General features: G+C 68.2%; 20 protein-coding genes. 12 read left to right on the forward strand and 8 right to left on the reverse strand.

The genetic code is table 11. From position 1 onward, the window contains the following. Window positions 1–47: 47 nt before the first annotated feature. A complete protein-coding gene (dnaB, locus tag BLT82_RS16850; protein ID WP_093655571.1) occupies window positions 48–1535 on the reverse strand; it encodes a replicative DNA helicase in 1488 nt (495 codons plus the stop codon). Window positions 1536–1959: 424 nt separating this feature from the next. On the opposite strand from dnaB, the gene BLT82_RS16860 reads away from it, so the two are divergent. Further along, on the forward strand, window positions 1960–3297 hold the full coding sequence (locus BLT82_RS16860) for an MATE family efflux transporter (protein WP_093655573.1): 1338 nt from the start codon (window positions 1960–1962) through the stop codon (window positions 3295–3297). Window positions 3298–3472: 175 nt separating this feature from the next. Here the strand turns inward: BLT82_RS16860 and rplI are convergent, their stop codons facing one another. The 4 genes from rplI to rpsF form a co-directional block, all read right to left on the reverse strand. Next, the gene (rplI, locus tag BLT82_RS16865; protein WP_093655575.1) at window positions 3473–3919 is read right to left on the reverse strand and encodes a 50S ribosomal protein L9; all 447 of its coding nucleotides are present in this window, start codon (window positions 3917–3919) and stop codon (window positions 3473–3475) included. An 18-nt stretch (window positions 3920–3937) separates the two neighbouring features. Then, window positions 3938–4174 (reverse strand): 30S ribosomal protein S18, encoded by a 237-nt coding sequence (gene rpsR / locus BLT82_RS16870; RefSeq protein WP_003949403.1) that lies wholly within the window; start codon window positions 4172–4174, stop codon window positions 3938–3940. Between the two features lie 57 nt (window positions 4175–4231). Further along, window positions 4232–4813, reverse strand: coding sequence for a single-stranded DNA-binding protein (locus BLT82_RS16875; protein ID WP_093655577.1), 582 nt, complete (start codon window positions 4811–4813; stop codon window positions 4232–4234). Between the two features lie 73 nt (window positions 4814–4886). Further along, window positions 4887–5177, reverse strand: coding sequence for a 30S ribosomal protein S6 (gene rpsF, locus BLT82_RS16880; RefSeq protein WP_093655579.1), 291 nt, complete (start codon window positions 5175–5177; stop codon window positions 4887–4889). A gap of 297 nt (window positions 5178–5474) precedes the next feature. Between rpsF and BLT82_RS16885 the strand changes: the two genes are divergently transcribed. The 3 genes from BLT82_RS16885 (at window position 5475) to BLT82_RS16895 (ending at window position 8111) form a co-directional block, all read left to right on the forward strand. Continuing rightward, window positions 5475–5789 carry a hypothetical protein gene (locus tag BLT82_RS16885; protein WP_093655581.1) on the forward strand — a complete coding sequence of 105 codons (315 nt, stop codon included), beginning with the start codon at window positions 5475–5477 and terminating at the stop codon, window positions 5787–5789. 106 nt (window positions 5790–5895) lie between these two features. Next, window positions 5896–7014: a lipid II:glycine glycyltransferase FemX gene (locus BLT82_RS16890; RefSeq protein ID WP_093655583.1), complete on the forward strand. Its 1119-nt coding sequence runs from the start codon at window positions 5896–5898 to the stop codon at window positions 7012–7014. 65 nt (window positions 7015–7079) lie between these two features. Beyond that, the gene (locus tag BLT82_RS16895) at window positions 7080–8111 is read left to right on the forward strand and encodes an alanine racemase (RefSeq protein ID WP_093655585.1); all 1032 of its coding nucleotides are present in this window, start codon (window positions 7080–7082) and stop codon (window positions 8109–8111) included. A gap of 65 nt (window positions 8112–8176) precedes the next feature. Here the strand turns inward: BLT82_RS16895 and BLT82_RS16900 are convergent, their stop codons facing one another. Both BLT82_RS16900 and BLT82_RS16905 read right to left on the reverse strand, forming a co-directional pair. Then, on the reverse strand, window positions 8177–9670 hold the full coding sequence (locus BLT82_RS16900) for a glycosyltransferase family 87 protein (protein ID WP_093655708.1): 1494 nt from the start codon (window positions 9668–9670) through the stop codon (window positions 8177–8179). 120 nt (window positions 9671–9790) lie between these two features. Beyond that, entirely contained in the window at window positions 9791–12517 is a 2727-nt protein-coding gene (locus BLT82_RS16905) for a transglycosylase domain-containing protein (RefSeq protein WP_093655587.1), read from the reverse strand. 361 nt (window positions 12518–12878) lie between these two features. Here BLT82_RS16905 and BLT82_RS16910 point away from each other — a divergent pair, with 361 nt between their 5' ends. From BLT82_RS16910 to BLT82_RS16920, 3 genes are all read left to right on the forward strand, one after another. Further along, window positions 12879–13598: a PadR family transcriptional regulator gene (locus BLT82_RS16910; protein ID WP_093655589.1), complete on the forward strand. Its 720-nt coding sequence runs from the start codon at window positions 12879–12881 to the stop codon at window positions 13596–13598. 52 nt (window positions 13599–13650) lie between these two features. Further along, on the forward strand, window positions 13651–14733 hold the full coding sequence (locus BLT82_RS16915; RefSeq protein ID WP_093655591.1) for an inositol-3-phosphate synthase: 1083 nt from the start codon (window positions 13651–13653) through the stop codon (window positions 14731–14733). A gap of 95 nt (window positions 14734–14828) precedes the next feature. Beyond that, complete coding sequence (locus tag BLT82_RS16920; RefSeq protein WP_093655593.1) at window positions 14829–16124, forward strand: MFS transporter; 1296 nt, start codon at window positions 14829–14831, stop codon at window positions 16122–16124. A 60-nt stretch (window positions 16125–16184) separates the two neighbouring features. Here BLT82_RS16920 and BLT82_RS16925 read toward each other — a convergent pair whose 3' ends face one another. Next, window positions 16185–17651, reverse strand: a complete 1467-nt coding sequence (locus tag BLT82_RS16925) for a CCA tRNA nucleotidyltransferase (protein WP_093655595.1) — start codon at window positions 17649–17651, stop codon at window positions 16185–16187. A 180-nt stretch (window positions 17652–17831) separates the two neighbouring features. On the opposite strand from BLT82_RS16925, the gene BLT82_RS16930 reads away from it, so the two are divergent. The 5 genes from BLT82_RS16930 to BLT82_RS16950 all read left to right on the forward strand — a co-directional run bounded on the left by BLT82_RS16930 (window position 17832) and on the right by BLT82_RS16950 (window position 25938). Next, complete coding sequence (locus BLT82_RS16930; RefSeq protein WP_208867929.1) at window positions 17832–20156, forward strand: DUF6049 family protein; 2325 nt, start codon at window positions 17832–17834, stop codon at window positions 20154–20156. Window positions 20157–20199: 43 nt separating this feature from the next. After that, window positions 20200–22407, forward strand: a complete 2208-nt coding sequence (murJ, locus tag BLT82_RS16935) for a murein biosynthesis integral membrane protein MurJ (protein WP_093655597.1) — start codon at window positions 20200–20202, stop codon at window positions 22405–22407. 120 nt (window positions 22408–22527) lie between these two features. Then, the gene (locus BLT82_RS16940; RefSeq protein WP_093655599.1) at window positions 22528–24258 is read left to right on the forward strand and encodes a protein kinase family protein; all 1731 of its coding nucleotides are present in this window, start codon (window positions 22528–22530) and stop codon (window positions 24256–24258) included. A 64-nt stretch (window positions 24259–24322) separates the two neighbouring features. Continuing rightward, a complete protein-coding gene (gene sigM, locus BLT82_RS16945) occupies window positions 24323–25027 on the forward strand; it encodes an RNA polymerase sigma factor SigM (protein ID WP_093655601.1) in 705 nt (234 codons plus the stop codon). After that, window positions 25024–25938: an anti-sigma factor gene (locus BLT82_RS16950; protein ID WP_093655603.1), complete on the forward strand. Its 915-nt coding sequence runs from the start codon at window positions 25024–25026 to the stop codon at window positions 25936–25938. The genes sigM and BLT82_RS16950 overlap by 4 nt, the downstream gene beginning before the upstream one ends. Window positions 25939–25995: the final 57 nt, after the last annotated feature.

The following is a 25995-nucleotide window of genomic DNA, read 5'->3' on the forward strand; positions in this document are numbered from 1 at the left end:
GACAGCGCGGTCCGGGTCGACCGCACCCCGCTGCCGAGCCCGGACACTCAGGTCTGGGCCATGTCCACGAAGCGCGAGTAGTGGCCCTGGAACGCGACCGTGATGGTCGCCGTCGGACCGTTTCGGTGCTTGGCCACGATCAGGTCCGCCTCGCCCGCGCGCGGCGATTCCTTCTCGTAGGCGTCCTCCCGGTGCAGCAGGATGACCATGTCCGCGTCCTGCTCGATGGAGCCGGACTCGCGCAGGTCCGAGACCATCGGCTTCTTGTCCGTACGCTGCTCGGGACCACGGTTCAGCTGCGAGAGGGCGATCACCGGGACCTCCAGCTCCTTGGCCAGCAGCTTGAGGTTTCGGGACATGTCCGAGACCTCCTGCTGCCGGCTCTCCGCCCGCTTGGAGCCACCGGACTGCATCAGCTGCAGATAGTCGATGACGACGAGCCTCAGATCGTTGCGCTGCTTGAGACGCCGGCATTTCGCGCGGATCTCCATCATCGAGAGGTTCGGGGAGTCGTCGATGTAGAGCGGCGCCTGGGAGACATCCGGCATACGACGGGCGAGCCGGGTCCAGTCCTCGTCCGTCATCGTGCCGGAGCGCATGTGGTGCAGGGCGACGCGCGCCTCGGCGGACAGCAGTCGCATCGCGATCTCGTTGCGCCCCATCTCGAGGGAGAAGATCACGCTGGGCAGATTGTTCTTGATCGACGCCGCCCGTGCGAAGTCCAGCGCGAGCGTCGACTTGCCCATCGCGGGACGGGCGGCGATGACGATCATCTGGCCGGGGTGCAGACCGTTGGTCAACGAGTCGAAGTCGGTGAACCCGGTCGGGACTCCGGTCATCTCGCCACTGCGGGAGCCGATCGCCTCGATCTCGTCGAGGGCTCCCTCCATGATCTCGCCGAGCGGCAGATAGTCCTCGCTGGTGCGCTGCTCGGTAACCGCATAGATCTCGGCCTGGGCCGAGTTCACGATCTCGTCGACGTCGCCGTCGGCCGCGTATCCCATCTGTGTGATGCGCGTGCCCGCCTCGACCAGGCGTCGCAGTACGGCACGCTCGTGCACGATCTCCGCGTAGTACGAGGCGTTCGCGGCCGTCGGAACCGACTGGACGAGCGTGTGCAGATAGGAGGCCCCGCCGACACGGGTGATCTCACCGCGCTTGGTCAGCTCGGCGGCGACGGTGATGGGGTCCGCAGGCTCGCCCTTGGCGTAAAGATCGAGGATCGCCTGGTAGACGGTCTCGTGCGCGGGCCGGTAGAAGTCATGGCCCTTGATGATCTCGACGACGTCGGCGATGGCGTCCTTGGACAGGAGCATGCCGCCGAGGACGGACTGTTCGGCGTCGAGGTCCTGCGGGGGAACTCGTTCGAAGCCCGGTGAACCGTCGTCCCACGCGACGCTCTCGCGTCCGCGCTCGTGCTGCTCCTCGCGGCCGCCGCGTCCACGGCCCTCTCCTCGGCGGGGCCGGGAGACGGGCAGACGGTCACCCGGACCGAGATCGGTCCAGGGCTCGTCAAGGGGCTCGGGAACGCTCACCGGCCGCCTCCTCCCGTCCGCTCCGCGGACCTCTGCGTGGCACTCTTTTTAGGACACGGCACTGACAACACGAGAGGCCCGATTCCGCTTCGCGGCACATCGGGCGCCGGTCCACGGTAGGGCCGTCGGCACCGTCAGCCAATCTGGTTATCCACAGGCCGTGTGGACGACGGAGCAGATGCTGTGGAGAACCCTGCGGAACCTGTGCACGGAGCGGGGGACAGCACTGTGGACAAAGTCATAGGACTCACTTCACACCTACTCTGACCTGCTTCTTTTCCGTCCACCGGCTGTGGGGGAGAAAAACTTCCCCAGCCGGATCAAGATCAGAACAAACGGCGCACAGCAGAAGCCGCATCCCGGGATTCGGTAAGGACTACTGCCTCATTGCATCTCTTACCTGTGGAAGATTAGATTGGTGCCCATGACACAGGCCCCTGCGGCGTCCAGATCCAGCCGCCGACGACATGATCGCGAGATCATCGCGCTCGCCGTCCCAGCCTTCGGAGCGCTCGTCGCAGAGCCCCTGTTCGTGATGGTCGACAGCGCGATCGTGGGCCATCTCGGGACCCCACAGCTCGCCGGACTGGGTATCGCGGCCGCTCTGCTGATGACGGCCGTCAGTGTCTTCGTCTTCCTCGCCTATGCCACCACCGCCGCAGTCGCACGCCGAGTGGGCGCGGGCGATCTGAGCGCCGCCATCCGCCAGGGCATGGACGGCATCTGGCTGGCGCTGCTGCTCGGAGCCGCAGTCGTCGCGGTCACGTTGCCCGCGGCACCATGGCTGGTCAACGTCTTCGGAGCGTCCGACACGGCCGCTCCTTACGCCATCACCTATCTGCGCATCTCGAGCTTCGGCATCCCCGCCATGCTCGTGGTCATGGCTGCCACCGGTGTCCTGCGCGGCCTCCAGGACACCCGTACTCCCCTGTATGTGGCGATCGGTGGCTTCGCCGCCAACGGGGCCCTCAATCTCGGCCTTGTCTACGGCGCTGGGCTCGGCATCGCCGGCTCCGCCTGGGGCACGGTCATCGCCCAGTGCGGAATGGCCGCCGCCTACCTCGTGGTGGTCATCCGCGGCGCACATCGCCACGGCGCCTCGCTGCGCCCGGACGCCGGCGGCATACGGGCGAGTGCCCAGGCAGGTGTGCCGCTGCTCATCCGTACGCTCTCCCTGCGAGCCGTGCTGCTGATCGCCACCGCCGTCGCCGCCCGTCTGAGCGACACCAGCATCGCCGCGCACCAGATCATCCTCTCGCTGTGGAGCCTTACGGCCTTCGCTCTGGACGCGATCGCGATCGCCGGCCAGGCCATCATCGGCCGCTATCTGGGCGCCGACGATCCCGCCGGTGCGCGAGCCGCGTGTCGGCGCATGGTGGAGTGGGGAATCGCCTCGGGCGTAGTGCTCGGAGTCCTGATCGTGCTGGCACGTCCGCTGTTCATCCCCCTCTTCACCAGCGACCCCGCGGTGAGGGACGCCCTGCTGCCGGCACTGCTCGTGGTGGCCCTGTCCCAGCCCATCGCCGGTGTGGTGTTCGTTCTCGACGGTGTGCTGATGGGCGCCGGTGACGGCCCCTATCTGGCTGGGGCCATGCTGGTCACCCTCGCGGTGTTCGCGCCGGCTGCCTTCCTGGTGCCGGTCCTCGGCGGCGGGCTCACCGCCCTCTGGTGGGCCATGACCCTCATGATGGCGGTCCGTTTGGCGACCCTTTGGCTACGGGCCCGCTCAGGCCGCTGGATCGTGACGGGAGCAACGCGCTGACGAGCGGTGTTTCACGTGAAACGCCGCTTCCCCTCGCGGGATCCGGCTCCCCATGGCGGTGAAGCGTCCGCAGGCACGGTCATGGCGCGTACCTGAGCGACAAGCGCGCCACGTACAACAAGAGGGCCGCACCCGGACGGGTGCGGCCCTCTCATGCTGCTCTGCGGGCAGTCGCTCAGGCGGCGACGACCTCGACGCCGAGCTTCGCGGCGACCTCGGGGTGCAGGCGCACGGACACCTGGTGCGAGCCCAGGGTCTTGATCGGCGCACCGAGCTCGACACGACGCTTGTCGACCTCCGGGCCACCGGCGGCCTTGATCGCCGAAGCGATGTCGCCCGGGGTGACGGAGCCGAACAGGCGGCCGGCGTCGCCGGAGCGAACGGCCAGACGCACCTTCACGCCCTCGAGGCGGGCCTTGATCTCGTTGGCCTGCTCGATGGTCGCGATCTCGTGGATCTTGCGGGCGCGGCGAATCTGCTCGACGTCCTTCTCGCCACCCTTGGTCCAGCGGATCGCGAAACCGCGCGGGACCAGGTAGTTGCGAGCGTAGCCGTCCTTGACGTCGACGACGTCGCCGGCAGCGCCGAGGCCGGAAACCTCGTGGGTGAGGATGATCTTCATGTTTCTGTCACCCTTCCCTTAGCGCGCGGTGGACGTGTAGGGCAGCAGCGCCATCTCACGGCTGTTCTTGACGGCCGTGGCGACGTCACGCTGGTGCTGCGTGCAGTTGCCGGTCACGCGGCGGGCACGGATCTTGCCGCGGTCGGAAATGAACTTCCGCAGCATGTTCGTGTCCTTGTAGTCCACGTACGTGACCTTGTCCTTGCAGAAAGCGCAGACCTTCTTCTTCGGCTTGCGCACAGGCGGCTTCGCCATGGTGTTTCTCCTGTGTGATCAAGAAGTTGGGGTACGAGCTCCCCAGGGAACGGATCCCTAGAAAGGAGGCTCGTCCGAGTAGCCGCCGCCGGAGCCTCCGCCCCAGCCGCCACCGCCGCCGCCCTGCTGCTGCTGACCGCCGGCCGGCGCACTGGTGGCCCAGGGGTCGTCGGCGGGAGCACCGCCGCCGCCCTGCTGCTGGCCACCGCCGGGACCGCCGCCCCAGCCGCCGCCCTGCTGCTGGCCACCGCCGTAGCCGCCCTGGCCACCGCGGCCGGTCGTCTTGGTGACCTTGGCCGTGGCGTTCTTGAGGCTGGGGCCGACTTCCTCGACGTCCAGCTCGTAGACCGTGCGCTTGACTCCCTCACGGTCCTCGTAGGACCGCTGCTTCAGCCGGCCCTGCACGACGACGCGCATGCCTCGCTGGAGCGACTCGGCGACGTTCTCCGCCGCCTGACGCCAGACCGAGCAGGTGAGGAAGAGGCTCTCGCCGTCCTTCCACTCGTTGGTCTGGCGGTCGAAGGTGCGGGGGGTGGACGCGACACGGAACTTCGCGACCGCCGCACCGGACGGGGTGAAGCGCAGCTCGGGGTCGTCGACGAGATTGCCGACGACCGTGATGACGGTCTCGCCTGCCATGGGTGAACCTCTCGGCGGGATTGCTTCTGGCTGCTTGCTGCTACTCGAACCCGATGACCTCTGAGCTAGGTGCTCAGTGGGTCTCGGGACGGAGGACCTTGGTCCGGAGGACCGACTCGTTCAGGTTCATCTGGCGGTCGAGCTCCTTGACGACCGCAGGCTCGGCCTGCAGGTCGATGACCGAGTAGATGCCCTCGGGCTTCTTCTTGATCTCGTAAGCGAGACGACGACGGCCCCAGGTGTCGACCTTCTCGACCTTTCCGTTGCCCTCACGGACGACGGAGAGGAAGTTCTCGATCAGCGGGGAGACAGAACGCTCCTCGAGATCGGGGTCGAGGATGACCATCACCTCGTAGTGACGCATGTGGAACCCACCTCCTTTGGACTCAGCGGCCACGGTCGTTCCGTGGCAGGAGGGTCGTGATGCGTTGAGCATCGATGCCTACGCAGTAAATCAGGCGGCACTGACAGTCGGCCTCGCCATCCGTGTGGGAGCGCGAGGGACCGAGTGCTGGCCTGGGCAGACACCGGTGCAGACGGTACACAGTACCCGCACACCCTCTTCCGGTTGAAATCCGGCCTCCACCCACCGCACCCTGTACGCATCGGGTGTGGGCGGCGTCACAGTACGCCGCCCTCCGGGAATGCCAGGAGGTGCTTCATGGCGCAATCGCAACCGAATCCCACCGGCTCTCTCCTCGCCACCGACGGCAAGCCCCATCCACTCCAGGACACGCTGATGGTCGTGACCCTGGTCCTGGGTGTGGTGGCGTTCGTGACGGCGCAGTTCGACAACCTTCACCTGCTCAGTTCCTGGTCCGGACTCATCGGGATCCTCACGGGCGCGTACGGCCAGTTCATCTCGGTCACCACGCGCGAACGCTTCCTTCTGGTCATCGGGCTGGGGGCCTCGGCCGTCGGCTTCTTCCTCGGGATGGCGCGCGGTGGGCTCTTCGGCGGCCTGATCGGCTACTAGCACTCGTCACCCGCGGCCACGCGGGGCGCTTCCCCGGCCAGTAGGCTTCGGCGCGAGAGCCGGAGCCCCTGACCCATGGGGACACACCAGCCGAGGAGCGCCCCGCATGAGCCTGACCCTGAGGACCATCAGCCGAGAGCAGCATCTGGCGTACATCCAGAGCCTGCCTTCGGCGAGTCACTGCCAGGTCCCGGCATGGGCTGACGTCAAGACGGAATGGCGCTCCGAGAACCTCGGCTGGTTCGACAAGAGCGGGCAGCTCGTCGGCGCCGGCCTCGTGCTCTACCGCCAGCTTCCCAAGATCAAGCGCTACCTGGCCTATCTGCCCGAGGGCCCGGTGATCAACTGGTATGCGCCCAACCTGGAGGACTGGCTCCAGCCGATGCTGGCGCACCTCAAGCACCAGGGTGCCTTCTCCGTGAAGATGGGCCCGCCGGTCGTGATCCGCCGCTGGGACGCCCCGGCGATCAAGGCGGGCATCCAGGACCCGGACGTGAAGCGCCTGCGTGACGTGGAGGCGACCCACATCGAGCCCCGTGCCTTCGAGGTCGCGGACCGGCTCCGCAAGATGGGCTGGCAGCAGGGCGAGGACGGCGGCGCCGGCTTCGGTGACGTGCAGCCGCGGTACGTCTACCAGGTGCCGCTGGCCAACCGGTCGCTCGACGACGTGCTCAAGGGCTTCAACCAGCTGTGGCGCCGGAACATCAAGAAGGCCGAGAAGGCCGGCGTCGAGGTCGTCCAGGGCGGCTACGAGGACCTGGCCGAGTGGCAGCGCCTCTACGAGATCACGGCCGAGCGCGACCGCTTCCGGCCCCGCCCGCTCTCGTACTTCCAGCGGATGTGGACGGTCCTGAACTCCGAGGACCCCAACCGCATGCGTCTGTACTTCGCACGGCACAACGGGGTGAACCTCTCGGCGGCGACGATGCTCGTCGTCGGCGGGCACGTCTGGTACTCGTACGGCGCGTCCGACAACATCGGACGCGAGGTCCGGCCCTCGAACGCGATGCAGTGGCGGATGCTGCGCGACGCCTACGCCATGGGCGCCACCGTCTACGACCTGCGCGGCATCAGCGACTCGCTCGACGAGTCCGACCACCTCTTCGGGCTGATCCAGTTCAAGGTCGGCACCGGCGGCGAGGCCGTCGAGTACGTCGGCGAATGGGACTTCCCGCTGAACAAGCTCCTGCACAAGGCGCTCGACATCTACATGTCGCGCCGCTGATCCTTCCCTGACCTCGCTCATACCTCTGATACACCGCTGCCACCAGAAAGGTTCCGGACCCGGCGATGGCGCTCTCCCTCTACGTCGACACCGCGCGCTGGCGGGCACACCAGAAGTCTGTGATCGACCAGTTCCCGGGACTCGTTCCGGTCTGCAAGGGCAACGGCTACGGGTTCGGCCACGAGCGTCTCGCCGAAGAGGTGACCCGCTTCGGCGCGGACATGCTCGCCGTCGGCACCACCTACGAGGCGGCACGGATCAAGGACTGGTTCGGCGGCGACCTCCTCGTGCTCACGCCGTTCCGCCGCGGCGAGGAGCCCGTGCCGCTGCCCGACCGCGTCATCCGCTCGGTCTCGTCCGTCGACGGGGTGCACGCCCTGGTCGGCGCGCGGGTCGTGATCGAGTGCATGAGCTCGATGAAGCGGCACGGCGTCTCGGAGCACGAGCTGAACCAGCTGCACTCCGCGATCGAGGACGTCCGGCTCGAGGGCTTCGCGCTCCATCTGCCCCTGGACCGCACGGACGGCTCCGACGCGGTCGAGGAGGTCATCGGCTGGATGGACCGGCTGCGGGCCGCACGGCTGCCGCTGCACACCATGTTCGTGAGTCATCTGCGGGCCGACGAACTCGCCCGGCTTCAGCAGCAGTTCCCGCAGACCCGGTTCCGTGCGCGGATCGGAACCCGGCTCTGGCTCGGCGACCACGAGGCCACCGAATACCGGGGGGCCGTCCTCGACGTCACCCGTGTGGCCAAGGGCGACCGCTTCGGATACCGCCAGCAGAAGGCCGCCTCGGACGGCTGGCTGGTGGTCGTCGCCGGCGGCACGTCACACGGAGTGGGTCTGGAGGCCCCCAAGGCCCTCCACGGCGTCATGCCGCGCGCCAAGGGCGTCGCCCGGGCGGGCCTCGCGACCGTCAACCGCAATCTGTCGCCGTTCGTCTGGGCGGGCAGGCAGCGGTGGTTCGCGGAGCCTCCGCACATGCAGGTCTCGATCCTCTTCGTCCCCGCCGACTCGACGGAACCGAAGGTCGGGGACGAGCTGGTCGCACACCTGCGCCACACGACGACCCAGTTCGACCGTCTGGTCGACCGCTAGCGGTCGTGGGCCCCTCTGGGGCCACCCGACGTCCGAGAGGGCAGAGGGAGGGCAGCGAGGCCGGCTCAGTGGGCCGCCGAACCGGTCGTCCCCCATTCCACCCGCGGCCCCTCCACGGCATGCGCCGCGTGCCGCGGCGGGTGCGCCGCCTGGCCGAGCACGAAGACGTCCGGCGACCCGTCCAGAACGCCGCCGGACGGGTCGTCCGAGCCGTCCTGCCGCACCACGTCCCGCTCGGGCATCAGGGCGTCCCGCACGACCACAGCACACAGGTAGAGCGTGCCCAGCAGGTGCAGGGCGATCGCCAACTGGTAGCCCTCCGGAGGAAGCCCCTGGTGCTTGTCCCCGCTCGTCGTGTACGCGAGGTACATCCAGATGCCCAGGAAGTACATGACCTCGCAGGCCTGCCAGATCAGGAAGTCCCGCCAGCGCGGCCTCGCCAGCGCGGCGAGGGGGATCAGCCACAGCACGTACTGCGGCGAGTAGACCTTGTTGGTGAGGACGAACGCCGCCACGACCAGGAAGGCGAGCTGTGCGAACCGCGGTCTGCGCGGGGCGGTGAGGGCCAGTCCCGCGATGCCGGCGCAGGCCAGGAGCATCAGAACCGTCGCATAGGTGTTGACCGTGTCGACCTCGATCGACTCGCCCGTGCGCTGCGTGATGATCAGCCAGAAGGACCCGAAGTCGACCTGCCGCTCCTGGCTGAACGTGTAGAACTTCTTCCACCCCTCGGGCGCAGCCAGCATCACCGGCAGATTCACCACCAGCCAGGCCCCCGCCGCGCCGAGGAGTGCCGTCCCGTACTCCCGGTATCTGCCGGCCCGCCAGCACAGCACCAGCAGGGGGCCCAGCAGGAGCACCGGGTACAGCTTGGCCGCCGTGGCGAGCCCGATCAGGATGCCGAAGGCCAGGGCACGTCCGCGCGACCACATCAGCATCGCCGCCGCGGTGAGGGCGACCGCCAGCAGGTCCCAGTTGATGGTGGCGGTCAGGGCGAACGCCGGTGCCAGGGCCACCAGCAGCCCGTCCCACGGCCTGCGGCGATGTGTCCTGGCGACGCACACGGCGATGATCGCGGCGCAGATCATCAGCATGCCCGCGTTGACCATCCAGTAGATCTGCTCGCGGTGCTGGATCGAGCCGCCGGACGGTGTCAGCCACGCGGCGACCTGCATGAACAATCCGGTCAGCACGGGGTACTCGAGGTACTCCATGTCGCCGTTCAGCCGGTCGAAGTACGGGACCAGGCCGTCGGCGAACCCGCGTCCGAGGAACAGATGCGGGATGTCGGAGTAGCAGGCGTGCGTGTACTGCGAACTGGTGCCCCGGAACCAGGCCCAGTCGTAGCAGGGGATCTTCTGCACCATGCCGAGTGCGAACATCCCGATGGCCACCAGGGCCACGACCCTCACGGGCGTGAGCCGACTGCCGCCGACCCGGGCCCAGCGGCCGAGGGGGCCTCCGATCAGCTCACTGCCGGCAGCCGCGATCTCGTCCCTCTGCGTGGGACTGACCTGCGGCTCGTCGTGCTGCGGCATCGTCTTCTCCGGGCTCGGCATGGAGCACATCCTGCCGTACGGGGCCGCGCACGCGTGCGGCCTGTGGACAACGGCGAGGGCCGTGGCCCCGGAGTCGTCCTCCGGGGCCACGGCCCTCTCGGCGTGTTCACGGTCCGGCCGTCAGCCTTCCGGGCCTCCCAGCCATCCGCCGCTGCCGTTCACGTTTCCTTGCGACCCGTTGCCGTTGCCCCCGTCGGGCGGTGGCGGGCTGGTGGTCACACCGCCGTCCGTTGCACCACCGTCCGTGGTGCCCGTGTCGGTCCCGCCGTTGCTGGGGTCACCGTCTTGACCGGCGGTCGGGTCACAGGTCCAGTCGAACCGGTCGCAGGACTCCGAGGGCTTCGGGGACTTGGACGGCGTCTCCGACGGCGTCTCGGACGGCGTCTCGGACGGCGTCTCCGAGGGCGTCTCGGACGGCGTCGGCTCGGGGCTGGTGAGACCGCCGCCGTAGACGGCGTCGCCGTCGAGGGACTCCGGCTCGGGGAAGCGCTCGACTTCGGTGCCCTTGAGCGCGTCGTCCATGTAGTCGTGCCAGATTTCGGACGGGAACGACGAACCGTGGATCTTCTGCTGACCGCCCGTTCCGAACATCTCCAGGAACTTTCGGTTCTTGTTCTCCGCGTTGTCGTCCATCCGGTACATGTCGATGGCGGTCGCCAGCTGGGGCGTGTAGCCGACGAACCACGCCGACTTGTTGCCGTCGGTGGTACCGGTCTTGCCTGCGACGTCACGGCCCGGGAGGCGGGCGTTGCGGCCCGTGCCCTCGGGGTCCTCGACGACGTCCCGCAGCACGTCGGTGACGTTGCTGGCGACGGCCGAGGAGAACTTCCGCTCCGACTTGTCCTCGTGCTTGAAGATCACCTTGCCGCGGTGCGTCACCTGCTTCACCGAGTACGGCTCGCGCTGCTCGCCGTTGGCGGCGAACGTGGCGTAGGCCCCGGCCATACGGATCGCGCTGGGGTCGGAGATGCCGATCGAGAAGGAGGGGACGTCGGACTCGACCAGCGAGTCCTCGCGCAGCCCGGCGTCCATGGCCGCCTCGCGCACCTTGTCGATGCCGACGTCCATGCCCAGCTGGACGAAGGGCGAGTTCGCGGAGTGGATCATCGCTTCGCGGAGGCTGATGTCCTTGTAGGACTGGTCACCGTCGTTGCGCTGCAGCCACTCCTCGCCCTTCTCGTTCTGCCAGACGCTGCCGTTGTACTGCTTGATCTTGAGCTTGTTGACGCCGTTGTACCGGCTCTTGTCCGGGTCCACGATCGTGCGCTCGTCCGGGCCTTGGACGGGGCCGGAGTTGGGGTCGCGTACGCCGTCCCGCATGGCCGCGGCCAGCACGAACGGCTTGAAGGTCGAGCCGACCTGGGCACCGGTCTTGTCCGCGTTGTTGGTGAAGTGCTTCGTCGCGTCCTCGCCGCCGTAGATGGCGACGATGGCCCCGGTCTTGGGGTTCACGGAGGCGCCGCCGAACTGGACGTGGGTGTCCGTCTCCGGGCGCTTCTTCGCGTCGATGTTCTTCTTGCGGACGTTCTCGACGGCCTTGGTCAGCTTGTCGATCTTCTTCTTGTCGAAGGTCGTGTGGATCTCGTAGCCGCCCTTGGCCAGATCCTCGGCGGTGACGCCCTGGTCGTTGTTGTTGATGAAGTAGGCCTTGGCGAGGTCGACCAGGTATCCGGTCTGTCCGCCGAGCTGCGCGTTCTTCTTCGGCTTGTCGGGCTTGGGGAACTGCTTGACCGCCTCCGTGTACTGCGCGTCGGTCAGATACCCGTCCTTGCGCATCTCCCCGAGGATCCACATCCAGCGCTTGGTGGCGCGTTCGGTGTTGGCCTTCGGAGTGGCCTTGGCGTCGATCTCCGTGGCGCCGGCCGGGTCGTAGTACGTCGCACCCTTGAGGAGCGAGGCGAGGAAGGCGCACTGGCTCGCAGTGAGCTCCTTGGCGTTCACGCCGTAGTAGGTCCGGGCGGCGGCCTGGATGCCGTAGGCGCCGCGTCCGTAGTACGACGTGTTGAGGTAGCCCTCCATGATCTTCGGCTTGTCGACCTCGGTGCCGACCTTCATGGAGATGAAGAGTTCCTTGACCTTGCGGCTCAAGGTCTGGGACTGGTCTCCGAGCATGGCGTTCTTCACGTACTGCTGCGTGATGGTCGAGCCGCCCTGGGTCTGGCCGCCCTTCGCCATGTTGACCACGGCCCGGCCGATTCCCATCGGGTCGATGCCCTTGTCGGTCTCGAACGTCTTGTTCTCCGCCGAGATCACCGCGTTCTGCATGTGGGAGGGGATGTTGTCGATCGAGATGATCTGACGGTTGACCTCACCACCGGTCGCGGCCAGCTGTGACCCGTCCGCGTAGTAGTAGACGTTGTTCTGCGCCCCGGCGGCCTTGTCCTGCTCGGGGATCCCGACCACCGCGTACGCGATCGTGCCGGCGGTCATCAGGCTTCCCAGGAAGGCGAGGCAAAGACCGGCCACGAGCTTCCAGGACGGCACCCATCGGCGCCAGCCGTACTTGCCGTGGCGCGGATAGTCGATCAGCCGCTTCTTCCCTGGGTCACCGCCCCGGCCGCGCCCTGGTCCACCCGGGCCGCCGCCACCGCGCCGGCCACCGCCGTGACCACCGGTCCCGGCGCCGCCGGCCTCCGCGGCCCTTCTGCGGCCGCCCCCTCCACGCTGGGCGGCACGCCGGGCGGCGGCGCGGCCTCCGTACGGTTGCTCTTCTCCGTGCGACGCGGAGGGAGAGCTGGTGCTCGCGCCCGGGGCCGCGCGGCGGCCCGGAGACTGTTGGGCGGCGCGTCGGGCCGCGGCACGTCCGCCACCCTCGGGCTGCGGCAGTTTGCGACGGTGCTCGCTCATCGAACGACTACTCCTCGAGCAGGCGCGAACGCCTGGAAGCGGCAGTTGAGATCCGGTCCCCCCGACATCAATACGGACCAGCCCGACGGAGGGCTCATCCGCAATGCATCCAGGACGAGGACGCCTCTCGGTGTCACACGGTTCCCGGTGGTCTGCATGGCGCACAGACTACGCACGACCAAAAACCTCCTGGGGCGAAAATTCACCCCAAATCAGGCAACTCGCTCGCGGGGAATTGGGGATGTGACGCCGGTCACAGGGGCCCCCCTTGTCGCAGCAGAACCGTCGCTCTATCGTCTGGATGTATCGAGTCGATACATCAGCACGGCATAACCATCCGGGAAGGCAGAGGAGGCGATCGATGAGCCGACGTTCCGGCATCCTCGAGTTCGCCGTTCTCGGCCTGCTCCGTGAGGCCCCCATGCACGGGTACGAGCTGCGAAAGCGGCTCAACACCTCACTGGGGATCTTCCGGGCCTTCAGTTACGGGACCCTCTACCCCTGCCTCAAGACGCTGGTCGCCAACGGCTGGTTGATCGAGGAGCCGGGCAGCGCTCCCGAGGACGCCCTCGCCGCCTCGCTCGCGGGGCGCCGGGCCAAGATCGTCTACCGGTTGACGGCGGAAGGAAAGGAGCACTTCGAAGAGCTCCTGTCCCACACCGGCCCCGACACCTGGGAGGACGAGCACTTCGCGGCCCGCTTCGCCTTCTTCGGCCAGACGGAGCGCGAAGTGCGGATGCGGGTGCTGGAAGGCCGTCGCAGTCGGCTGGAGGAGCGTCTGGAGAAGATGCGCGCCTCCCTCTCCCGCACTCGCGAGCGCCTCGACGACTACACGCTGGAACTTCAACGGCACGGCATGGAGTCCGTCGAGCGCGAGGTGCGCTGGCTGAACGAACTCATCGAGAGCGAGCGGGCGGGGCGGGACCAGCGACGGTCCACGACCACCGGGGAAGCCGCTCGGCAGGACAACACATCTGGAGAGTCGGGCGGCCTGCCCCGGCGCGGGGACGGAACGTCCCCCGAGGGTGCCGCCTCACGGCGCCCTGACCCGCCGGATCCGTCCGAAGACACCACCAACTGAGACCCCGCGCCGAAGCAGGGTCTCGCACGAGAACACACAGGGAGCAGCCGGAATGGGTTCGGTTCGCGTAGCCATCGTCGGCGTGGGCAACTGCGCCGCCTCGCTGGTGCAGGGCGTCGAGTACTACAAGGACGCAGACCCGGGCAGCAAGGTGCCGGGTCTGATGCACGTCCAGTTCGGCGACTACCACGTCCGTGACGTCGAGTTCGTCGCCGCCTTCGATGTCGACGCGAAGAAGGTCGGCCTCGACCTCGCGGACGCCATCGGTGCCAGTGAGAACAACACCATCAAGATCTGCGACGTGCCGTCCACCGGCGTGACCGTCCAGCGCGGCCACACCCTCGACGGTCTCGGCAAGTACTACCGCGAGACCATCGAGGAGTCCGCCGAGACCCCGGTCGACATCGTCCAGGTCCTCAAGGACAAGCAGGTCGACGTCCTGGTCTGCTACCTGCCGGTGGGCTCCGAGGACGCCGCCAAGTTCTATGCCCAGTGCGCCATCGACGCCAAGGTCGGCTTCGTCAACGCCCTCCCGGTGTTCATCGCGGGCACCAAGGAGTGGGCGGACAAGTTCACCGCCGCCGGTGTGCCGATCGTCGGTGACGACATCAAGTCTCAGGTGGGCGCCACCATCACGCACCGTGTGATGGCGAAGCTCTTCGAGGACCGGGGCGTCATCCTGGACCGCACGATGCAGCTGAACGTCGGCGGCAACATGGACTTCAAGAACATGCTCGAGCGCGAGCGCCTGGAGTCCAAGAAGATCTCCAAGACACAGGCCGTCACCTCGCAGATCCCCGACCGTGAGCTCGGCGAGAAGAACGTCCACATCGGCCCCTCCGACTACGTCGCATGGCTGGACGACCGCAAGTGGGCCTACGTCCGCCTGGAGGGCCGCGCCTTCGGTGACGTCCCGCTGAACCTGGAGTACAAGCTCGAGGTCTGGGACTCCCCGAACTCGGCCGGTGTCATCATCGACGCGCTGCGCGCCGCGAAGATCGCCAAGGACCGCGGCATCGGCGGCCCGATCCTCTCCGCGTCCTCCTACTTCATGAAGTCCCCGCCGGTCCAGTACTTCGACGACGAGGCCCGTGAGAACGTCGAGAAGTTCATCAAGGGCGAGGTCGAGCGCTAATCAGGCACAGGCCGCGCACCCCGCGTCCTTCTGCCCCGTCGAGAGTCCCCGTGGCATCTGCCCGGGGACTCTCTTCGTATGTGACGCTTGCCCACATGCCTGTCGTACGTGATCTGCGCGTACTCCTGCGCCTGACGAACTTCCGCCGTCTACTCGCCGTACGGCTGCTGTCGCAATCGGCCGACGGTGTCTACCAGGTCGCGCTCGCCACATACGTCGTGTTCTCTCCGGAGAAGGAGGCCTCCCCCGGAGCGATCGCTGCCGCGATGGCGGTACTGCTTCTGCCGTACTCCCTCATCGGCCCGTTCGCCGGTGTTCTGCTGGACCGATGGCCGCGCCGGCAGATCTTCCTCCACGGGAATCTCCTGAGGGCCGTCCTCGCCTGCTGCACGGCCATGCTGATGCTCGCGCCGGTTCCCGAGTGGCTCTTCTACGCTTCCGCTCTCTGCGTCACGGCGGTCAACCGCTTCGTACTGGCGGGTCTCTCCGCGGCGCTTCCGCGGGTCGTCGACGAGGAACGGCTCGTCATGGCCAACTCCCTCTCCCCGACGGCGGGCACGCTCGCGGCCACCGCCGGCGGCGGCCTCGCGTTCGCCGTGCGCATCACCGCCTCCGACTCCGACGTGGTCGTCGTCCTCCTCGGCGCGACGCTCTACCTCTGCGCGGCTCTGGCCTCACTTCGCATGGGTCGCGAACTCCTCGGGCCCGATCCGGACTTGGTACAGCCGGACCTCATGGCAGCCCTGGCGTCGACCGCCCGCGGCCTCGTGAGCGGAGTGCGCCATCTGGCGGAGCGGCGCACCGCCGCCCGCGCTCTTGCCGCGATGACCATGCTGCGCTTCTGCTACGGCGCTTTGACCGTGATGGTCCTCATGCTCTGTCGGTACGCCTGGTCCGAGACGGAGTCGGAGGGCTTGAAGCTCCTTGGCCTGGCCGTGGCCCTCTCCGGCGCCGGATTCTTCGCCGCCGCCGTCATCACACCGTGGGCGGTCGGCCGACTCGGCCAGTACGGGTGGATGGCGACCCTCGCAGGCGCGGCCGCCATCCTGGAACCGGCCCTGGCGCTGACCTTCGCCCCGGTGCCGATCCTCATCGCCGCGTTCGTCCTCGGGCTGGTCACCCAAGGGGCCAAGATCTCGACGGACACGGTCGTGCAGACCTCGATCGACGATGAGTTCCGAGGCCGGGTCTTCTCCCTCTACGACATGCTCTTCAACGTCGCCTTCGTCGGCGCCGCCGGGGTAACGGCCTGGATGCTGCCCCCTGACGGGCGATCCGTTCCGCTGGTCCTACTTCTGGCCGCGCTCTACGGTCTGGGCGCCGCGACACTGCTGCGCTGGCGCCGCACTGGAGGGAGCCCCCGAAAAGGGGGTGGGCGATGTTTCACGTGAAACATCGCCATCGACACGGCTCGGGGTCATGTTTCACGTGAAACATGACCCCGTTCACGGTCAGCCCTGAGTCGCCCACCACTCCTTGAGTGCCGCCACCGCATCGCCGTGCTCCATCGGCCCGTTCTCGAGTCGCAGCTCGAGCAGGAATGCGTACGCCTTCCCGACGGCGGGCCCCGGACCGACCCCCAGGATCTCCATGATCTGGTTGCCGTCCAGGTCCGGCCGGATCGCGTCCAGCTCCTCCTGCTCCTGGAGCTGAGCGATTCGCTCCTCCAGTCCGTCGTAGGTGCGCGAGAGCGCGCTCGCCTTCCTCTTGTTGCGCGTGGTGCAGTCGGAGCGGGTCAGCTTGTGCAGGCGCTCCAGCAGCGGCCCGGCGTCCCGCACGTAGCGACGCACGGCCGAATCGGTCCACTCTCCGGTGCCGTACCCGTGGAAGCGCAGATGCAGCTCCACGAGGCGAGAGATGTCCTTGACCATGTCATTGGAGTACTTGAGCGCCGTGAGGCGCTTCTTGGTCATCTTGGCGCCCACCGCCTCGTGGTGATGGAAGGAGACGCGGCCGTCCGGCTCGAAGCGTCGGGTCCTGGGCTTGCCGATGTCGTGGAGGAGCGCGGCGAGCCGCAGGACGAGGTCCGGCCCGTCCTCCTCCAGCCCGATGGCCTGTTCCAGCACGATCAGTGAGTGCTCGTACACATCCTTGTGCCGGTGGTGCTCGTCACTCTCCAGCCGCAGCGCCGGCAGCTCCGGGAGAAAGCGGTCCGCCAGCCCCGTGTCGACGAGCAGCGCCAGACCCTGACGGGGGTTCGGAGCGAGGACCAGCTTGTTGAACTCATCACGGACCCGCTCGGCCGAAACGATGTCGATACGGTCGGACATCTCCTTCATGGCGGAGATGACCTCGGGGGCGACCTCGAAGCCGAGCTGTGCGGCGAATCGTGCCGCACGCAGCATGCGCAGCGGATCGTCGGAGAACGACTCCTCAGGGGTCCCGGGGGTGCGGAGCACGCGCGAGGCAAGGTCCTGCAACCCTCCGTGAGGGTCGATGAACTCCTTCTCCGGAAGGGCGACGGCCATCGCGTTCACGGTGAAGTCGCGGCGGACCAGATCCTCCTCGATCGAGTCGCCGTAGGAGATCTCGGGCTTACGCGAGGTCCGGTCGTAGGCCTCGGAGCGGTACGTCGTGATCTCGATCTGGAAGCGCTGAACACCGTCCCCGACGCGACCGTCCTTCTGACAGCCGACCGTCCCGAACGCGATACCCACCTCCCACACGGAGTCCGCCCAGGGACGGACGATCTTCAGAACGTCCTCGGGGCGGGCATCGGTGGTGAAGTCGAGATCATTGCCGAGCCGGCCGAGCAACGCGTCCCGTACGGACCCACCGACCAGCGCCAGACGGAATCCGGCATCCTGGAATCGACGGGCGAGATCATCGGCGACCGGGGACACGCGCAGCAGCTCGCTCACGGCGCGGCGCTGCACCTGGCTCAGTTCGGTGAGGTTGTCTTCGTTGGCGTTCGGCACAACAGAAAAGGGTACGTGCACCCACGGCCCGCAGCTTCCCTGTTTTCCGCCTGCCTGCACTGCCCTTCCGATCATGTGGAGCAGTCCCGAGCACTTCGCCACAGCGCACCTCGTTACCATGCGGGGACGCACCTAGCGACACCCACCAACGGCAAGAGACGACGAGGGACGGACGAGCGCGTGGCCGAGGCGGCAGAATTCAAGGAGATGGCCATGTCTCCTGCCCGCCGGTGGTTGCGGCGCGCAGCCGCCCTCCTTGCGGGCACTCCGTTGCTCGCCGGTCTGCTGTATCTGCCGGCGGCGCCGGCCGCGCATGCGTCGGAGGCGGCAAGCGACGCCGACACCGTCGATGTGGCGCTGAACGGCCTCTCTCCCAGCGCTCCTGTGAAGGACGACACGCTCACCATCACGGGCACCGTCACCAACAAGGGCAAGAAAGCGATCACCGACGCGGAGATCGACCTGCGCGTCGGACCGCGTCTGTCGGGCCGTCCGGACATCGACGAGGCCTCGAAGGCCACCGGCTACACCCCGGGCGCGGATGCCAAGGCGCTCGGCGGTCCGTACAACGTCAAGATCGATCGGCTCGCCACCGGCATCAGCGAGGACTTCACCCTGACCGTCCCGGTCGGCAAACTGAACCTCGACAAGGCTGGGGTCTACCAGCTCGGCGTCTCCCTCTCCGGGCGGACCGCCGGCAACTCGTACGACCAGGTGCTCGGCATCGAGCGCACCTTCCTCCCCTGGCAGCCCGAGTCCGCGGGCAAGAGGACCCAGCTCACCTTCCTCTGGCCTCTGATCTCCACCACCCATCTGTCGGCGGAGACCGGCTCGGACGAGCAGCAGACCCCCGTCTTCGAGAACGACGCGCTGGCTGCGGAGCTCGCGCCCGGGGGCCGGCTGGAGCAGCTCGTCTCGCTCGGCAGTGAGCTCCCCATCACGTGGGTGGTCGACCCGGACCTGCTCGCCACCGTCGACGCGATGACACGGAGCTACGAGGTCAGGACGGAGACGGGCGACACGGTGCCGGGCCGCAGCCAGGCCGTGGCCAAGCAGTGGCTGAGCTCCCTGGAGAAGGCGGTCCAGGACCGCCAGGTCGTCGCTCTTCCCTTCGCGGACCCGGATCTGGCGTCCCTCGCACACCGCGGCAAGGACGTCTCCGGATCACTCAGCCATCTGCAGCCGGCGACGGCGGTGGCCGAGACGACGGTGGAGACCATCCTTCATGTGAAGCCGTCGACGGACTTCGCCTGGCCCATGGAAGGCGCCATCGACCCGTCGATCGTCGATGTCGCGACCTCGGCGGGGGCCCACAACATCATCGCCCGCAGCGACAGCCTCAGGGAGACCGGATCGGTCGGATACACGCCTTCCGCGGCACGCCCCATCGGCGGCGGGACGACCGCGGTGGTCGCGGACGCACGGCTCTCCAAGGCCTTCTACGGGGATCTGAGCATCGCCGGTACCTCCACCCTCGCGATCCAGCAGTTCCTGGCCCAGTCGCTGGCTCTCACGCAGCAGGCGCCGGACGCCCAGCGCAGCATCGTGGTCGCTCCCCAGCGAACGCCGACGGCGGGCCAGGCACAGACGATGGCCAAGGCTCTGCAGGGGCTGGCCGGCCAGCGCTGGACCCAGCCGCTGGATCTGATCGCGGCCGCGGAGGCCAAGCCGGACCCGGATGCCACGACCCGAGTGCCGGCCGCGTCCCAGTACCCGAAGAACCTCAGGGCCCGCGAGCTGCCCGTCCAGACCTTCCAGGACATCAAGAACACGCAGGAGACCCTGGACAGCTTCAAGGTCATCCTCACCTCCCCCGACCGGGTCGTCACGCCGTTCGGCAACGCGATCAACCGGGAGATGTCCACGTCGTGGCGCGGCAAGGCCGGCGTGGCAGCCCAGTACCGCAACGGTGTGCAGAGCTATCTCGAGGACCTCACCACCGAGGTCCGACTGATCCAGAAGTCGGCCCTGACGCTGTCGGGCCGCAGCGCCACCATTCCCGTGACGGTGCAGAACAAGCTGGTCCAGGGGGTCGACAACCTGGTCCTCCGGCTGAAGTCCTCCAATCCGACGCGGCTCAAGCTCGATGACGGCAGCGTCGTCGCCGAGCAGCCCATCAAGATCAACGGCGGGCACAGCCAGTCGGTGAAGTTCGCGGCGGCCGCCAATGCCAACGGCCCGGTGCAGGTCACGGCCCAGCTGTACACCGAGGACGGCAAGCTGTACGGCGGACCCATGACCTTCACGGTCAAGGCTTCCGAGATCACTCCCACCGTGATGCTTGTCATTGCGGGCGGCGTGCTCCTGCTTGTCCTCGCAGGCGTCAGGATGTACACCCAGCGCAAACGGGCAGCGGCCCGGGAGGCTGCCGCCGCGCGCGAAGCGGCTGATGAGACGCACGAGAGTGCGGTGGCCGACGCCCAGGAGCAGCCGAGTGACCCGGCACCGGACACCGGACCGGAAAGCGCCGACCCGTCGGGTGCGGGTGAGAAGGTGGACCGTTGAGCGATGTCGTGGCCGGCGGGCCGGACGATGAGGTGGGGTAACCATGAACGCGCCGTACGACGGTGACCGCGGGCAGGGCGCGGACGGCACCGCGCCCTCCCCGGGCGCTCCGTACCCCTCGCACGCCCCTCAGCAGGCAGAGCAGCCATCGGCAGGCCAGGTGCCGCCGCAGGCGGGCGAGGCGGCCGACGACCCGTACATCCAGGATGCTTACGACCACGACCCGTACCGGTCCCGGGACCTCTCGGCCCAGGACCCCGTGTCGGAGGCGCTCTACGACCGGGCCGCGCATCCCCCACCGCCGCCGGGCAGCATGCGGCAGCCGCAGTCGCTGTACCAGCAGCCACCCGCCCAGCAGCATGCTCCGGACCCGCGTATCTGGGCCCAGACCCCGCCGCCCGAGCCGGATGGCCCGTCCCGTCATCTGCCCTACGGGGACGATGCCCGGACCGTGCAGTTCACAGGCGTCGACGACCTGGTGACCAGGGCCGGCGAGGACAAGCCGGAGCCCGACGCCTTCGCCCATCTCTACCGCGACCAGCAGGCCACCGGGCGTCCGTCGGCTCCGGCCGAACCGGAGCCGGAGCCCGCCCCCGCTCCCGCAGCCGGCAAAGGGAGCGGCGGCCGTGCCTCGAGCCTGCTGAAGTCCAGCGCCGTCATGGCCGCGGGAACCATGGTGTCCCGTCTCACCGGCTTCGTCCGCAGCCTGGTGATCACCGCCGCGCTCGGCGCCGCGCTGCTGGGTGACTCCTACACGATCGCCCTTACCCTTCCGACGATGATCTACATCCTCACGGTGGGTGGCGGGCTGAACTCGGTGTTCGTCCCGCAGCTCGTCCGTGCCATGAAAAACGACGAGGACGGCGGCGAGGCATACGCCAACCGGCTGCTGACCCTCGTCATGGTCGCGCTCGGCGTGATCGTCGTCATCGCCGTCTTCGCGGCCCCGCTGCTGATCAAGGCCTTGTCGCCGACGATCGCAGGCGACCCCCCGGCGAACAGCGTTGCCGTCACGTTCGCCCGCTACTGCCTGCCCACGATCTTCTTCATGGGCGTGCACGTGGTGATGGGGCAGATCCTGAACGCCCGCGGCAGGTTCGGCGCGATGATGTGGACGCCGGTCCTCAACAACATCGTCATCATCTTCACCTTCGGGCTGTTCATCTGGGTCTACGGCAGCTTCGCCGAGTCCCAGATGAGCGTGCAGACGATCCCGCCGGAGGGCGTGCGCCTGCTGGCCATCGGCACCCTGCTCGGTCTGGTCGTCCAGGCACTCGCGATGATCCCGTACCTCCGCGAAACGGGCTTCCGCTTCCGCCCCCGCTTCGACTGGAAGGGCCAGGGCCTCGGGAAGACCGTCAGGCTCGCCAAGTGGACCGTGCTCTTCGTTCTCGCCAACCAGGCCGGCGTCCTCGTGGTCACCCAGCTCTCCACGGCGGCCGGTGCGGCCTCCGGCAAGGATGGAGCCGGTTTCCTCGCCTACTCGAACGCCCAGCTGATCTGGGCCATGCCCCAGGCGATCATCACCGTGTCGGTGATGGCCGCTCTGCTGCCGAGGATCTCCCGCGCCGCGCACGACGACGACCCGGGCGCGGTCCGCGACGACATCTCCCAGGGACTGCGGAACTCGGCGGTCGCGATCGTTCCGGTCGCCTTCTCGTTCCTGGCGCTGGGCGTCCCCATGTGCACCCTTCTGTACGCGTCAGCGGGCACCGAGGCAGCCCGATCCATGGGCTTCATCCTGATGGCGTTCGGCCTCGGCCTCATTCCCTACTCGGTGCAGTACGTCGTCCTCCGAGGCTTCTACGCCTACGAGGACACCCGCACACCCTTCTACAACACCGTGATCGTGGCCGCGGTGAATGCTGCCGCCTCGGCTGCCTGCTACTTCCTCCTTCCGCCCCAATGGGCCGTGGTCGGCATGGCCGGCTCCTACGGCCTCGCGTACGCGGTCGGCGTCGGCATCGCCTGGCGGCGGCTGCGGAACAGGCTGGGCGGCGATCTCGACGGCACACACGTGGTGCGCACCTACGCCCGTCTATGCCTGGCCTCCGTTCCGGCGGCCGCGGCGGGCGGCGCCGTGGGCTACTTCGTACTGAAGGCCCTCGGCGAGGGTGCGCTCGGATCGCTCGTCGCTCTCGTCGCGGGTGGTGCGATCCTGCTCGGAGTCTTCTTCGTCGCGGCGAGAAGGATGAGGATCCAGGAGCTCAACACCCTGGTCGGAATGGTGCGCGGCCGACTCGGCCGGTAGGGACCGCCGTCCCCGCACAACCATCGTCCGCCACCGTGTGTCGTGCATAGCAGCGGACTGTGGGCACAATTGGCATGGCTGTTGGATTTGGCGCAACGGATGGGGAGGCAGGGAACGACGGTGGCGGAACGTAGCACGGCTGCCGTCGACGTGGCCGACAACAGCGGTGACGACCCGCTGGCCGCCCAGGCGGAGAAGGCCGCGACCGACGGGGAGGCGCACGCCGAAGAGGCGGCGGAGCAGGACACTCAGAACGAGGGCGGCGAACGGAAGACCCGTGAGCAGCCCGCCATCAACACGCCCGAACTGCACAGCGGCCACAAGCTCGCCAAACGGTACCGGCTCGAGGAGTGCGTCACCCGTCTGGACGGATTCAGCAGTTGGCGTGCTGTCGACGAGAAACTGCGGCGCGCCGTCGGCGTGCACATCCTGCCCGCGGACCATTCCCGGGCGCGATCCGTGCTGGCCGCGGCCCGGTCGGCGGCTCTACTGGCAGATCCCCGTTTCGTGCAGGTGCTGGACGCCGTCGAGGAGAACGACCTCGTCTACGTCGTCCACGAGTGGCTGCCCGACGCCGCCGAACTCACCACGCTGCTCGCCGCAGGGCCCATGGAAGCCCATGACGCCTACCAGTTGGTGAGTCAGCTCTCCCAGGCCATGGCAGCGGCCCATCGGGAGGGCCTCGCTCATCTGCGGCTCACGCCCGGTGCCGTACTCCGTACTTCCACGGGGCAGTACAGAATCCGCGGATTGGCGGTGAACGCCGCGCTGCGGGGCATCAGTGCCGAGCGCCCTCAGCGCACGGACACGGAGGCCATCGGCGCTCTGCTGTACGCCGCGCTGACCCAGCGCTGGCCCTACGAGAGCGACGCATACGGCCTCTCCGGGCTTCCCAAGGGCGTCGGGCTGATCGCCCCCGACCAGGTGCGCGCCGGCGTCCATCGCGGGCTGTCCGAGCTGGCCATGCGGGCCCTGGTCAATGACGGGGCCACCGCATCCCGCCAGGAGCCGCCCTGCACGACTCCGGACGAACTCGCCAAGGCGGTCTCGGCCATGCCGCGAATTCGGCCACCCGAGCCGACGTTCACTCCGCCTCCCGACTACCAGCGCACCACCTACCAGCAGGGCACGTACGGACGTAAGCCGAACCAGGCCGGGCCTCCGGCTCCCCAGCCCGTCGTGCCCCCGCCCGCCCCGTTGGAGAGCCGCACCGGAAAGGCTCTCAAGTGGACCGTGGCCGCGTTGCTGATCGCCGCCCTGGGCCTCGGTAGCTGGCAGGTCGCCGACAAGCTCCTGGACAACCGGAACCCCTCGGGGGGCGACCCCAAGAGCCCGACCCAGACTGAGGGCGGCAACGGCAAGGACGACAAGGGGCCCATCTCTCCGGGGAAGCCGCTGAAGATCAGCACGGCGACGGAGTTCAAGCCCGGCGGCTCCGGGATCCAGGAGGATCAGGTACCGCTGGCAGTGGACGGCAAGACGGACACCGCCTGGATCACGCCCGAGTACCTGGGCTATCCGAACTTCGGAAACCTGCCTCAGCGCAAGGACGGCAGCGGCATAGTCGTTGACCTGGGATCCGTGCAAACCGTCACGGGGTTCGACATTGCCATGTCCACCGGCGGACAGACGATAGAGGTGCTCGCTGCGGACGAGAACGCATCGAGCCCTACGTCCCTCGGCGACTTCTCGCAGCGGCTCAGCCAGTCCGAGAAGGTCGGTGAGCAGGTGAAGAAGACGCTGGAGCGCCCGATGCGCACCCGGTACGTGCTGATCCATCTGACCGAGCTGCCCGCGGCAGGCTCGGACAGTTACAGGGGCGGCATCTCGGAGATCAACGTCCTGGGCTGACGCCTGCAGGGGGCCAGCGCACGTCGCCGGTCGTGTCCGCGGTGGCTGGGGAGGGAAGGCGGCGATGGAGGACCACACGCTCGGCAACGTCAGCGACCAGGATTTGCTGGCTCGGCACGTTGCTGGTGATCCTGACGCCTTCGGCGAGCTCGTACGGCGCCACCGCGACCGGCTCTGGGCGGTGGCCCTGCGCACGCTGGGGGACCGGGAGGAAGCCGCCGACGCCGTGCAGGATGCCCTTGTCTCCGCCTTCCGGGCCGCCCATACGTTCCGGGGGCAATCCGCGGTGACCACCTGGCTCCACCGCATCACCGTCAATGCCTGTCTCGACCGAGCCCGCAAGGCAGCGTCCCGCAAGACCTCGCCGGTGGACGACACCGATCGACTGGAGCAGCTCCTCGAACCCCATGAGTCCGCCGAGGCCCCCGCCGAGCGCCAGGACCTCCATCGTGAGCTCCTGGCCGCCCTCGCCACACTGCCTGTCGACCAGCGCGCTGCGCTGGTGCTGGTCGATATGCAGGGATACCCGGTCGCGGAGGCGGCGCGAGTACTGGACGTCCCGACAGGCACAGTGAAGAGCAGATGCGCACGCGGCCGTGCCCGCCTGGTTCCTCTGCTGACGCATCTACGAGGTGACACAAAGGATAACGGTGACCCCGGAGGGGGAAGGAACCGGACGCCTGGGACATCCGTCCCACCGGCGACCGGAGATAGGGATGCAGGGCCGAACGGTCCTGCTGCTGTGAAGGGCGGAGGTGGACGCACGTGACCTCCACGACCGGCACGGCTCAGCACCCGGATGTGTCCGAGATCGCCGACCTCACCGAAGGGGTTCTCCCACCGACCCGCCAGGCGGCCGTGAGGAGGCATCTCGAGGGCTGTGAGCTGTGTTCCGATGTACGCGCCTCGCTGGAGGAGATCCGTGGCCTGCTGGGCACCCTGCCCGGCCCGCAGCGCATGCCCGCGGACATCGCCGGCCGCATCGACGCGGCATTGGCTGCCGAAGCACTGCTGGATGCCACCGCCCCGGACGATGAACCGATCAACGTTTCACGTGAAACAGAGTCCGCGCCACAGCCGTCCGAGCCCCGCTCCGATCGCCCCTCAGGCCACGCTCGTGCGAGCACCGGACCGGGCCGCGGCCCTTCATCACGCCGGCGGCGGCGCGTCACCCTAGTCACTGCCGCGTTCAGCGCCGCCGCTGTAGGCCTGAGCGCTCTGCTGCTCCAGACCTTCGGAGGCACGAGCGGCGACACGTCCGAGAAGAAGGCGGACACCGCTGCGAGCGCTGTGTCAGGCGGTCATGACTTCACGGCGGCCACGCTGCCGGCCAGGGTGGATTCGCTCCTGTCCTCGAGTGGAACGCCAAAGGATTCCGGGAGCTGGACGGCGACCGGACCGCGTGTGGAGAAGGACGCGTCCGTCGGCGCAGAAGCCACGCCTCTGCGCTCACCAGCCGTGCCGGTACCTCCATGCATCCAGAAGGGCACGGGCCGCACCGACGCGGCGATCGCCGTCGACAAGGGCACATTCGAAGGCACGCCCGCGTTCCTGGTCGTCCTGCCGCACTCCGAGGATGCCTCCCGGGTACAGGCTTACGTGGTGGCAGCGACATGCGTGGAGACGGCACCCACGGGCAAGGGAGAACTGCTCGTGACCCAGGCCTATCCTCGCCCCTGAAACAGCCTCCGTGCCGCTCGGTCACCACGGGAATGCACGCCCCGTAGGATCCGTTGG

It is taken from the genome of Streptomyces wuyuanensis, from assembly GCF_900103455.1.
GTDB lineage: Bacteria > Actinomycetota > Actinomycetes > Streptomycetales > Streptomycetaceae > Streptomyces > Streptomyces wuyuanensis.